The sequence below is a fragment of the Pseudomonas sp. ADAK2 genome (assembly GCF_012935755.1).
Lineage (GTDB): Bacteria > Pseudomonadota > Gammaproteobacteria > Pseudomonadales > Pseudomonadaceae > Aquipseudomonas.
In genome coordinates this window covers 4,177,806-4,190,027 of sequence record NZ_CP052862.1, presented here as the reverse complement: position 1 = coordinate 4,190,027, position 12,222 = coordinate 4,177,806, and the positions used below count along the sequence as shown (strand labels likewise).

Sequence of the window (12,222 nt, the reverse complement as noted above, 5' to 3'; positions counted from 1 at the left end):
ACTAAACGAACAGAGGTGGCGGCTGCGCGCAGGTTAGTCGACCGGTCACCAGGCAATACCGGCGCACCCGAGGGTGCCCTGCGCACAGCCACCATAAATTACAGGCGATAAAACACCTGAGATGAGGTGGCGCTGTGCGCCCGGTAATCCGGGCGACTAAACCCGATCACTGATGAGCAGTGACGGGCCGAAGACTAGCCACCGGATTTGGCAGGCGCAAGCGAGCGAAATGATCTAGGAAATGTCCTGCAAATGAAAGGGAACGGGCCTGCTGGCACTCTGATTTTCTTGTAGGAAATCTTCCCTTAACAGGTCAGTGATGACCTGCCAAAAAAGCGCTTCAATCGCACTGCATTCAACGCTTGTTCAACCCTCGAGCCAACCGATCCCCGCCGAGTTGAATAATCGCCACCAACATGACCAACAACACAATCACCGTCAACATGATCTGGCTGTCAAAACGCTGATACCCATACCGATACGCGATGTCTCCCAACCCGCCAGCACCAATCGCTCCGGCCATGGCCGACGAGTTGATCATCGTCACCAGCGTAATGGTGAAACCGCCCACAATCCCCGGCAGCGCTTCAGGCAACAGCACATGCCAGACGATATGCCAGCGCCGGCAACCCATCGCTTGCGCGGCTTCGATCAAGCCGTGGTCGACTTCGCGCAAACTCACTTCGGCGATGCGCGCAAAGAACGGGGTAGCGGCAATGGTCAGCGGCACGACCGCAGCCCAGACGCCATAGGTGGTGCCGACGATTAACCGGGTGAATGGAATCAACGCCACCATCAGAATCAAAAACGGAATCGAGCGGAACAGGTTCACGAACGCGCCCAGCACACGGTTCAGCGCGGGCGCCTGGTAGATGCCTCCCTTGTCGCTGGTGACCAGAATCACCGCCATCGGAATCCCCGCCAGCAGTGCGATCAGCGACGACACACCCACCATCAAAAACGTGTCGATGAAGCCCTGAAGCAAGCGATCAAACCACATAACCCAGCACCTCCACCTGTTGCGCCCAGTTGCTGGCGCGTTGACGCAGTTCCTCGGCGCTCAGGGACGAACCTGCTACCGCCAACAGCAGTTGCCCAAGCGCATGTCCCTGAATTCGCTCTACACCGCCCTGAAGCAGCCGCACGCGACCACCGAGGGCGACGAACAGTGCCGCCAGATCCGGTTCATCCGTCGCGCTGCCCGTGAATTGCAAACGCAGCACGACGGCGGCATCCGAAGATTGGGGTTGAGCGCGCAAGCGGCTTTGCAATTCTTCCGGCAGGGCGTGTTGCAGCGGCGCGAGCAAGGTCTTGCTGACTTCATGCTGCGGGTTGCCAAAAACCTCCCACACCGGCCCTTGCTCAACGACACGTCCGTGCTCAAGCACCACGACCCGGTCGCAGATATCGCGGATCACCGCCATCTCATGGGTGATCAGCACAATGGTCAAACCGAGGCGCCGGTTGATCTCGCGCAGCAGGCCAAGGATCGATTGTGTGGTTTCCGGATCCAGCGCCGATGTCGCCTCGTCGCACAACAGAATTTCCGGATCATGCACCAACGCACGGGCAATGCCGACGCGTTGTTTCTGCCCACCGGACAGCTGCGCCGGGTACGCCTTGTGCTTCTCTTGCAGACCCACCAGTTCCAGCAATTCTCGGACCTTTTTTTCGCGCTTGTCCTTGGGCACACCAGCCACTTTCAGCGGCAACTCAACGTTCTGCCAAACCGTCTTGGCCGACATCAAATTGAAGTGCTGAAAAATCATGCCGATCCGCCGACGCAACGCCACCAAACGGTCTTCGTCGAAATCGCCGATGTCCACTTGATCAATCAACACCCGGCCAGTACTCGGTTGCTCCAGGCGATTAATCGTGCGAATCAGCGACGACTTGCCGGCGCCGCTGCGGCCGATGATGCCGAACACTTCACCGCACTGGATCGCCAGGTCGATGCCGTGCAACGCCGCCACCGGACCTTGCTGACCGTTGTAGGTTTTGCCCAGGCCGATGAAGCGCACGTGGGCGCGATTGAGGTCCGGGCGCAGCTCAGTCTTTTCGGCTTTCTGAGGCTCTGGAATATCCAGTCGCCGTTGGATCGCGGCCGTCATGCTCAGCTTTCCCAACCGGCTTGATAGAGCTTGCCGTGGGCTTTATCCAGCGCTGCACGAACAGCGGGCGAGTGCTGGTAGATGTCGACGAATTTGATCAGGCGCGGGTCGGTTTTGCTTTTTGGCCGGATCACGAACTGAATCACATATTCCTTGTGATCGAGGCCGTCGAACAGCAGCGCCGAGCCAGCGTCGAAGGTCTTCGACAAACGGATGTAGGCCGGGTAGCCCTGGACCAGATCGGCGTCGTCATAGGCGCGCACCAGTTGCACGGCTTCGACCTGGAGGATTTTGATCTTCTTCGGGTTGGCGATGATGTCTTCTTCGGTGGCCTTGTAGCCAACCCCCGGTTTGAGGGTGATCAGGCCGGCCTTGGCCAGCAGTTGCAGGCCGCGACCGCTGTTGATCGGGTCGTTGGCGATGGCCACGCTGGCGCCTTGTGGCAGTTCGTCGAAACTTTTGTATTTCTTCGAGTAGAGGCCGACGTTGTTGATGATCCCCGGCGCGAACGGCACCAGGTCAAAACCGGCAGCAGCCTTGGCGTTTTCCAGGAACGGGATGTGCTGGAAGTAATTCACATCGATATCGCCGGCGGCGAGGCTGACGTTGGGCGCGATCCAGTCGCTGAACTCCACCAGTTCGACTTTCAGGCCTTGCTTGGAGGCTTCTTCGACAGCGGCTTCCAGCGGGATGGCGAAGGCGGCGGTGGTGCCGACTTTCAGCGGCGCGTCGGCGGCGAAAACCGCAGAGCTGAACAGGCCGAGGGCCAGGGCCAGTGCTTTGACTGGGTGGGTCAGGTGTTTTCTGGTCATGTTGGTTATCCAGTCAGTGCATGAGATTTAGATCGTGTGGATCGTTCCCACGCTCTGCGTGGGAATGCCTCCCGGGACGCTCCGCGTCCCTGCGGCTGTGACGCAGAGCGTCACTGGCTGCATTCCCACGCGGAGCGTGGGAACGATCGGTTACAGGGGTTGGTATCGGTAACGGGCGCCGGTATGTTGCTCCGGCAAATGCGCTTCACCGTGAAACAGCTTCTCCCGCAGGCTGCCGCTGTCGTAAGCGGTCTTGTACGACCCGCGACGCTGCAACTCGGGAATCACCAGATCGATGAAATCCACATAGCTTTCCGGCGTGACAATCCGCGTCAGGTTGAAGCCATCCAGGCCGGTTTCAGCGATCCACGATTCCAGCTCATCCGCCACTTGCTCAGGCGAACCGATCACGGTGATGTAGCGACCACCGAGAGCGTGTTGCTCGAGCAATTTGCGCCGGGTCCAGTCGTTGTTTTGCAGGTTCTTGGTCGCCGACTGGATCGCGTTGCTCTTCACGTACTGGATCGGTTCGTCGATCTCGTACTGGGAAAAATCGATCGCAGTGGACGCCGAGAAATGCGCCACGCCGGCCTCGGCACTGGCGTAGCTCAGGTACTCGGCATGCTTGGCCCAGGCCAGTTCCTCGGTGGCGCCGACGATCACGTTCAAGCCCATGAACAGCTTGATGTCCTCAGGGTTACGCCCGGCCTCGACGGCGCTGGCGCGGACCTTGTCCACTTGCACCTTGGTCGATGGCTTGTTCTGGCCGCTGATGAATACGCACTCGGCGTGGCGCCCGGCGAACAGCAAACCGCGATCCGAACTGCCGGCCTGGAACAGCACCGGTGTGCGTTGCGGCGACGGTTCGCAGAGGTGATAACCCTCGACCTGATAGAACTCGCCCTTGTGCTCGACCTTGTGCACTTTCTCCGGCTGCGCATAGATCCGTTGCTTGGGATCGTTGAGCACCGCGCCGTTTTCCCAGCTGCCTTCCCAGAGTTTGTAGAGCACCTCCAGGTATTCATCGGCCTGGTCGTAGCGGCGGTCATGCTCGACTTGTTCACTCAGGCCCATGGCCTTGGCGGCGCTGTCGAGATAACCGGTGACGATGTTCCAGCCGACGCGACCGCGACTCAAATGGTCGAGGGTCGACATGCGCCGGGCGAACAGATACGGCGGTTCGTAGGTCAGGTTGGCGGTGAGGCCGAAGCCGAGGTTCTTTGTCACGGCGGCCATGGCCGAGACCAGCAGCAGCGGGTCGTTGACCGGCAACTGGATCGATTCTTTCAGCGGTACATCCACCGAGTTTTGATAGACGTCGTACACACCGACGATGTCCGCGATGAACAAGCCGTCGAACAGTCCGCGCTCCAGCAGTTGCGCCAGTTCGGTCCAGTACTCGATGGTTTTGTATTCGGTGGAGTTGTCCCGAGGATGCGTCCACAAGCCATGGTTGATGTGCCCGATGCAGTTCATGTTGAACGCGTTGAGCAGGATCTTTTTCTTGGCGTCGGCCATCAGATGGTCCCCCGCAGCGGCGGGTTTTCATCGTTGAGGTAGTAATTGCCCACCGCGTGATACTTCCAGCGCACCGGGTCGTGCAACGTGTGCACCCGGGCGTTGCGCCAGTGCCGATCCAGACCGTGTTCGATCAGGGTCGCCTGGCTGCCGGCCAGTTCGAACAGCGTGCTGCCGGTGGCGAGGGAGATTTCGGTGCTGATGGCCCGGGCTTCGGCGACGGCAATCGAGGCGGCGGCGACCGTCTCGGCATTCATGTTGGCCTGGGCCTTGTCGAGGAATTCGCCGGAACGTTCCAGCAGTGCTTCAGTCGCGTGCAAGCGGATAGCCAAGTGACCGAAGCTCTTGATGGTCAGTGGATCTTCAATGGCTTTGTCGTTGCCGGAATCGATCCACGGCCGGGTTTTGGTCCGCACAAAATGCAACGCATCTTCGTAAGCCGCGCGGGCGATGCCGGTGTCGATGGCGGCGTGAAGAATCTGCGCCAGCGGGCCGACGGTGGTCGGGCGTTCGAAAGCGCTTTGAAACGGGATCACGTCTTCGGCGGCGACGTAGACGTCTTCGAACACCACCGAACCGCTGCCGGTGGTGCGCTGGCCGAAGCCGCTCCAGTCGTCGATCACCGTCAAACCGTTGCTTTCACGCGGGACAAACGCCAATTGCTGCACACCGTTTTCATCCACTACGGAAGTGGGGATGCGTTGGGCGTAGATCGCCCCGGTGGCGTAGAACTTGCGGCCGTTGATGCGATAGCCATCACCGTCCCGAGTCAGGCTGGTGACGCGGTCGTGGGCGGTTTTGGTGCCGAGTTCGGCGAGGGCATTGCCGAAGCGCTGGCCGGCCAAGACTTCAGCGTACAGGCGCTTTTTCTGCTCTTCGCTGCCGTTCACTCGCAGCACTTCGAGGGCATAGAAATGGTTCTGCGGAATTTGTCCGAGGGAGCCGTCGGCCTGGGCGATCAGGGCAATGACTTTGGCCAGGGTGACGTTGGAAACGCCAGCGCCGCCGTATTCTTTCGGCACGCTGATGCCCCAGAGGCCCGAGCGGGAAAACACTTCCAGTTCCGGGTGCGGCAAACGGCGTTCGCGGTCGCGCAGGGCGCTGTCGCGTTTGAAATCTTCGGCCAGGTCACTGGCGACGATCAGGGCTTGCTCATCGCTGGTTATGACCGCGACGTGGTGAGAAAGAGTCATGTGTTTCTCCAGAGGTCTGGTCAAATCCAGGAATGGCGAGCGGGCAACGTGCCGTTGAGGTGATAGGTGCCGACGGCGTGGTACTTCCAGCGCACCGGGTCGTGCAGGGTGTGCACGCGGGCGTTGCGCCAGTGACGGTCGAGGTTGAATTCGGCGAGGGTGGCGCGGCTGCCGGCCAGTTCGAACAGCTTTTCGCTGGCCAGCAGCGAGATCTCGGTGGTCAGCACCTTGGCTTCGGCCACGGCGATTGAAGCGCGGGCGGCGGACTCGGCGGTGAGCGGCGCGGCGTTGACCTGGTCGAGCACTTGCCCGGCCTTGCGCAGCAGCGCTTCGGCGGCGTGCAGTTCGATTTTCAGTTTGCCGATGTCGGCGATCACGTACAGGTCATCGCTGGCCCGTTCGACCTTGGCGTCGATCCATGGCCGGGCGCGGGTTTTGACGAATTCGATGGCGTCATCGATGGCGCCGCGAGCGATGCCGGCGTCGATGGCCGCTTGAATCAATTGCGACACGGCGCCCTGGATATTCGGGCTTTCGTTGATCTTCCAGTTATCCACCACCAACTCGGCGTCGACCCGCACGTTATTGAGCAAAATCGTGCCGCTGGCGGTGGTGCGCTGGCCGAAACCGGACCAGTCATCCACGATGCGCAAACCCGGCGTACCACGACGGACGAAGGCCAGCACTTGCTTGCCGTCGTCGTTCAGCGCCTTGACCGCCACCCAGTGGGCGAATAGCGCGCCGGTCGAATAAAACTTCTGGCCGCTGATGACAAAGCCGTCGCCGTCAGCGGTGATCCGTGCCTTGAGTTCGAGGGTGTTTTTGGTGCCGCGTTCCGGCCCGGCATTGCCGATGCGCCAGCCTTCGAGCACGCTTTTGAACAGCTGTTTTTTCTGCGATTCGGTGGCGCTGCCGAGCACCAGATTGAGGATGCCGAACTGGTTCTGCGGAATCTGTCCGAGTGCCGGGTCGGCCGCGGAAATGATCGCGAACACCTCGGCGATGGTGACGAACGAAACCTGCGGGCCACCGTACTCGCGCGGAATGGCAATGCTGCCCAGGCCGCTGCGGGTGAACTGTTCGATTTCCGACCACGGCAGCTTGCGCTGCTGGTCACGTTTGGCCGCTTGCAGGCGGGCGACTTGCGCCAGCTCATGGGCGGCCTTGATGGCTTGTGCGTCGTTGCGCAAGACCTGCGCGGGCAACAACAGGGGGGCGATATCCAGGTCACTCTGGATGGTGGCTTCTGCCAGACTGGACATCAGTGCCGCTCCTTGGCTGCACGCAATGCCCTGGCGATCTGCACTGGGGTGATTGTGTTGGGGACCATACCTACCTCACATCTCATGGAAACGCCGCGAGGGTGGCGGCGAACGAAAAACAAGAATGTCCGGTGGTCCGGTGCATATACCCTAAGCGCGTATAAATAATTAATAAACTAACTTTTGGGAATATGCATAGAAGGGCGTCTGTCCGCAGGGCAACAGTTGTTTGTAGAGCAACAGCGGACCCTAGGGATTGGTTCTTTTGTAGCAGCTGTCGAGCACCGCGAGGCAGCGTTCGGCGGCGAAGCCGTCGTCAAACCTGCACACGCGGTTTACCTGAAACACCGCGTTGGCTGACTTTGCGACGGCTTCGCCGCCGAACGCTGCCTCGCGGTGCTCGACAGCTGCTACAGGGGTCTCAGCGTTCGGCGGCCTTGAGTTGTTCCTTCAACGGCACTTTCAGGTAGGGATTGGCACATCCGATCTTCAGCATCCGCGGCGGTGCCCAGCGTGAGTTGTTGCCCACTCGGTCGAGGATGCAGTAGGTCACTTCCAGCCTCAGGTCTTCGCCCGCTTCAAGAATGATCGCCGCAGGCACCCAGACCTGGATTGGCTGGCCAATATCCCCAGCCTTGAGCTTGGGCAGGTCCATGCGCACATCGCCCCATTGCAGGGTGATTTCGTCGTCGATGGCCATGTTCAGGTAAGGCTCGATGGTCAGCGGCACGCCGCGTTTTATCTGGTTCGGATTGACCCCGTGGCGGCGGATGGTATCGGGGAGGTTTACCGGGGCCAGGCTCTGGTTTTCGTCGCCGGACACGGCAGGCGACTGGCCGCCCGGGCAATCGAGCTTGATCTGCACTCGCGTGGTCGGCGACAAGGCCGGGTCTTGCCCGACTTGCATGATGCGGTAGTGGACGTGTGAGGTGCCATTGACGACAAAGCTCTCGGGCACTCGCAGTTGCACGGGTTGATTGACGTCGTCGACGATCAGGGCTTTTGAAGCCACGTAGCAGTCGTCCCAGTAGAGTTCGATCAGATCGCCTTCGTCCATGCCGGGGTAGGGCGCTACAGCGATCAGCAAGTGGGCGGCCGAGGTGATGTTGATGCCACTCCTGTGGGATTGCGCCAGGGTCGGGGCCGCAAGTTCGGGTTTGTTCGAGGTGCTTGTCATGGGTTTCTCCTTGAAGCCTTGCAGCGAAGTCCGTTTCTGGAAGTTCAATAGGCGTGAATCACCGGGCAACAAAAAGTTCGTGTTAATAACGAATACGTCGGAATGATTGGCGCCTGTTGCAGACTAGATAAGAGCGCGCCGGAATAGGTGTCAATAGAGTTTGTTAGTGGGTGAGTGGATTCAGTGTTATTCAGAAAACTCCTACGCGGTGCAGTTAATAAGCCGCATCGTGCCGTCGAACTTTACCCACGTTTTTCCCCGGTATGACGCATCGGGTAAGCCGACCCGGTGAGTCTGGCGGTTAAGGATGATGGCGTATTTTAGGCAGGGTGATTCTGTTGCAGGACATATATATGTACCGCATGGGGCGACAGGGAGTTTTATATAGTTAGTGCAGGATGGAGAGAGTGTGAAGATGTTTGGAGGGGTGGGTAACTGTCACTTCCTTCCATGGAAGTTGACCAGTTTTAATCATTGTTTCAGGGGTGCGTGTTATTTAGAAACTTACTGAGAAACTGTTGGGTCCGCTCTTCTTTCGGATTGGCAAACAACGCCTTGGCTTCGCCCTGCTCGACAATCACACCCTTGTCGAAAAACACCACGCGATTCGCCACGTCCCGGGCAAAGCCCATTTCGTGGGTGACGATGACCATGGTGCGATTCTCTTCAGCGAGGCTGCGGATGGTCGACAACACTTCACCGACCAGCTCAGGGTCGAGCGCGGAAGTGGGTTCATCGAACAGAATCACTTCCGGTTCCATCGCCAGCGCGCGGGCAATCGCCACACGCTGTTGCTGACCACCGGAAAGGCGTCGCGGGTAAGCGTCTTCCTTGCCCGCCAGGCCAACCCTGGCCAACAGCTTTTTACCCAGGGCAACGGCTTCGGCGTGCGGGATCTTCTTCACGATGATCGGGCCTTCGATGACGTTTTCCAGGGCGGTGCGATGGGGGAACAGGTTGAAGTTCTGGAACACGAAGCCCACATGCTGGCGCAAACGTCGCACCAGACCCTGCTGCTGGTTCAGCGGGCGGCTGCCATCGATCTCGATGTCGCCGACCTTGATCCGGCCGCTGGTGGGTTCTTCGAGGAAGTTCAGGCAACGCAGGAACGTGGTCTTGCCCGAGCCGCTCGGCCCGATAATCGCCACGACTTCGCCTTCCTTCACTTCCAGATCGATGCCGTTGAGCACCACTTGACCCTTGAACTGCTTTGTCAGTTTTTCCACGACAATCATGGGTCAGGACTCCTGGTCGTGCCGATTGACCCGCTCTTCCAACTTGTTCTGCAGGTGCGAGAGCGCCGTGGCCAGAATCCAGTAGATCAGCGCGGCGGCGAGATACATGGTGAAGACTTCGAAAGTCCGGGCGGTGATCAATTGCGCCTGACGGAACAGTTCCGGCACCTGGATGGTGGCGGCCAGCGCCGTGTCCTTTACCAGCGAGATAAAGCTGTTGCCCAGTGGCGGCAGGGCCGTGCGCATCGCTTGCGGAATGATGGCCCTGCGCAGGGTCTGCGCGCGGGTCATGCCGATACTCGCGGCGGCTTCCCACTGGCCACGCTCGATGGAGCTGATCGCGGCGCGGAGGATTTCGCAGGCGTAGGCGGCCATGTTCAGCGAGAAGCCGATCAGAGCCGCCGGCAGCGGATCAAGTTCGATGCCCAATTGCGGCAAGCCGTAATAGATCACGAACAGCTGCACCAGCAACGGCGTGCCGCGAAAGAACGACACGTAGATGCGGGCGAGCCAGCTCACCAGTTTGAAGCGCGACAAACGCATCAACGCCAGGCCGAAGCCCATCACCAGGCCGAAGAACATTCCGCCCAGGCTCAAGATTACCGTGTAGTACGCGCCCTTCAGCAGGAAGGGCGCGGAGTCCAGTGCGAGTTGGAAAGCTTCTTCCATTATTTGGTGACGTCAGCTTGGAAGTATTTTTCCGAGATCTTGGCCAGGGTACCGTCGGCACGCAGCTCGTCGAGGGCTTTGTTCACCGCAGCCAGCAGTTCTGGCTCACCTTTACGCAGGGCAATGCCGGATTCCTGACGGGAGAATGCTTGGCCGGCAGCGACGGTTTTCGGTGCTTTCTTGGCGTATTCAAGCGCAGCCAGGCGGTCGATCAGGATGGCGTCGGTACGGCCATTGTTCAGGTCTGCGAACTTGGTCGGATCATCGTCGTAGGTGCGCACGTCAGCACCCGGCACGTTGGCTCGGACCCATTGTTCGTAGTTGGTGCCCAGACCTACACCGACTTTCTTGCCGGTCAGGTCAGCGGCGGTCTTGATGTTCAGCGCGGCTTCCTTGCTCTTCAGCACCAGCGCCTGAATGCCGGAGATGGTGTACGGCTCGGAGAAGTCATACTTCTTCTTGCGCTCGTCGGAGATCGTCACCTGGTTGACCACGAGGTCCAGGCGCTTGGATTCCAGAGCAGCGAGGATGCCGTCCCACTTGGTTGGCTGAATCTTGGCCTTGACGCCCAACTTTTTGGCCAGGGCTTCGGAGAGCTCGACTTCGAAGCCGGCCAGTTTGCCGTCGGCGTCGACGAAACTGAACGGTGGATAAGTGCCTTCCAGGCCGACGTTGATCACGCCTGCGTCCTTGATTTTTTGCAGTTGCTCACCGGCAACCGCTTGCCCCAACAGGCCGGCGCTCAATGCCAGGCCCAGCGAACCTACCAGCAGGTTGCGACGTAGTGCGGAAAAATTCATGACAAGCCCCTGTGTTTTCTTATGAAGACGCTTTTAGGAATGTTGGCAAAATCGGGATTTGAACGACTGCAATATCCTGCCCTAAAGCAGCTTATGCGTCTCCCGGCAAATTCGCCTGCGGCGCGACTATATGATGATGTCGTTAGATAGGAAAATACTAAATATAGATTTTGTTATTCTTTTATAGAATATGTGATGCATGATAGTTCCCACGCTGATCGTTCCCACGCTCTGCGTGGGAATGCCTCAAGGGACGCTCCGCGTTCCAATGGGACGCGGAGCGTCACGGGCTGCATCCCCACGCAGAGCGTGGGAACGATCGGTCAAAGGAAGTCTTTGTAGGCAAACAACGCCGGCGCCCCACCGGTGTGCAGGAAGATGATCGGGCCTTCATCAAACCGCCCGCGCCCGATGCCATCGAGCAACCCGGCCATGGCCTTGCCGGTGTACACCGGGTCGAGCAGCAAACCTTCCTGACTCGCCAGCAGTTTCACCGCCGACAACGTCCCGGCGTTCGGCTCGCCATAACGCGGGCCAAAGTATTCATCCCACAATTCAACCTTGAAGCTCTTCGGCAAACTCACACCCAGCAACTCTGCCGTGCGTTCGGCCAGGCCTTGGACTTTCGGCCGCTGATCTTCCTCGCTACGGGACACCGTCACGCCAATCACTGGCAAATCCGGGAGTGCTTCATTCAATGCCAATGCCAGACCGCTGTGGGTCCCGGCACTGCCCGACGCCAGGACCACGGCCGCGAACTTCAGGCCGGTGTCCTTGATCTGTTCCGCCAATTCCAGCCCGGCGCGAACGTAACCCAGCGCACCCAAGGCATTGGAGCCACCAATCGGCACCACATACGGCTTCTTGCCGTTGTTGTGCAGGCGATCAGCCAGGGCCTGCAATTGATCGTCGGCGTTATCGAGGTTCTCCACCAATTCGACCTTGGCATCGAACAGGTCCAGCAACAGCCGATTGCCGTTGCCGACATAGTTGGCGTCATCGGTGCCCAGCGGGTTTTCCAGCAGCGCTACGCAACCCAGGCCCAGTTTGGCGGCGATGGCAGCGGTCTGGCGCACATGGTTGGACTGCAGCGCACCCGCAGTGATCAGGGTGTCGGCGCCTTGGGCCAGCGCATCGGCGGCCAGGTATTCAAGTTTGCGCAGCTTGTTGCCGCCCATGGCCAGCGGTGTCAGGTCGTCGCGTTTGACGTAGACATCGCGGCCCAGCCAAGTGGACAAGCGTTCGAGTTTTTCCAGGGTGGTAGGGTGGCCAAGCAGGTCGAGGCGGTTAAAGCAGGCAAGCGATTGTTTGATCATGGGTCCGTACTGGCGGAGGGGGATGTCAGGACTATAGGCACGGCTATTTGTGCGAGCAACCGTCAATCGCTTATATCCGAATGTGCTGATCACAGCACAATTGGTTCTTAATTCGGCCTCCAGCCCTTG

Annotated in this window: 11 protein-coding genes; all 11 read right to left on the bottom strand. The window is 59.5% G+C overall.

Translation table 11 applies throughout. The annotated features are described in order from the left end of the window. Positions 1-355: 355 nt before the first annotated feature. The 11 genes from HKK52_RS19255 to HKK52_RS19205 all read right to left on the bottom strand — a co-directional run bounded on the left by HKK52_RS19255 (position 356) and on the right by HKK52_RS19205 (position 12,093). Entirely contained in the window at positions 356-1,000 is a 645-nt protein-coding gene (locus HKK52_RS19255) for a methionine ABC transporter permease (RefSeq protein WP_169372137.1), read from the bottom strand. Then, positions 990-2,111 (bottom strand): methionine ABC transporter ATP-binding protein, encoded by a 1,122-nt coding sequence (locus HKK52_RS19250; protein ID WP_169372136.1) that lies wholly within the window; start codon positions 2,109-2,111, stop codon positions 990-992. Before HKK52_RS19250 ends, HKK52_RS19255 begins: the two co-directional genes overlap by 11 nt. A gap of 2 nt (positions 2,112-2,113) precedes the next feature. Then, entirely contained in the window at positions 2,114-2,923 is an 810-nt protein-coding gene (locus tag HKK52_RS19245) for a MetQ/NlpA family ABC transporter substrate-binding protein (protein WP_169372135.1), read from the bottom strand. A 150-nt stretch (positions 2,924-3,073) separates the two neighbouring features. Then, positions 3,074-4,441, bottom strand: coding sequence for an LLM class flavin-dependent oxidoreductase (locus HKK52_RS19240; protein WP_169372134.1), 1,368 nt, complete (start codon positions 4,439-4,441; stop codon positions 3,074-3,076). Then, a complete protein-coding gene (locus HKK52_RS19235; RefSeq protein ID WP_169372133.1) occupies positions 4,441-5,634 on the bottom strand; it encodes an SfnB family sulfur acquisition oxidoreductase in 1,194 nt (397 codons plus the stop codon). The genes HKK52_RS19240 and HKK52_RS19235 overlap by 1 nt, the downstream gene beginning before the upstream one ends. A gap of 20 nt (positions 5,635-5,654) precedes the next feature. Beyond that, complete coding sequence (locus tag HKK52_RS19230; protein ID WP_169372132.1) at positions 5,655-6,896, bottom strand: SfnB family sulfur acquisition oxidoreductase; 1,242 nt, start codon at positions 6,894-6,896, stop codon at positions 5,655-5,657. Between the two features lie 421 nt (positions 6,897-7,317). After that, positions 7,318-8,073 (bottom strand): hypothetical protein, encoded by a 756-nt coding sequence (locus HKK52_RS19225; protein WP_169372131.1) that lies wholly within the window; start codon positions 8,071-8,073, stop codon positions 7,318-7,320. A 479-nt stretch (positions 8,074-8,552) separates the two neighbouring features. Continuing rightward, entirely contained in the window at positions 8,553-9,308 is a 756-nt protein-coding gene (gene tcyN / locus HKK52_RS19220; protein ID WP_169372130.1) for an L-cystine ABC transporter ATP-binding protein TcyN, read from the bottom strand. Positions 9,309-9,311: 3 nt separating this feature from the next. Next, a complete protein-coding gene (tcyL, locus tag HKK52_RS19215; protein WP_169372129.1) occupies positions 9,312-9,977 on the bottom strand; it encodes a cystine ABC transporter permease in 666 nt (221 codons plus the stop codon). Beyond that, a complete protein-coding gene (gene tcyJ, locus HKK52_RS19210; protein WP_123515886.1) occupies positions 9,977-10,777 on the bottom strand; it encodes a cystine ABC transporter substrate-binding protein in 801 nt (266 codons plus the stop codon). Before tcyJ ends, tcyL begins: the two co-directional genes overlap by 1 nt. 323 nt (positions 10,778-11,100) lie before the next feature. Continuing rightward, entirely contained in the window at positions 11,101-12,093 is a 993-nt protein-coding gene (locus tag HKK52_RS19205; protein WP_169372128.1) for a D-cysteine desulfhydrase, read from the bottom strand. Between the last annotated feature and the right edge of the window lie 129 nt (positions 12,094-12,222).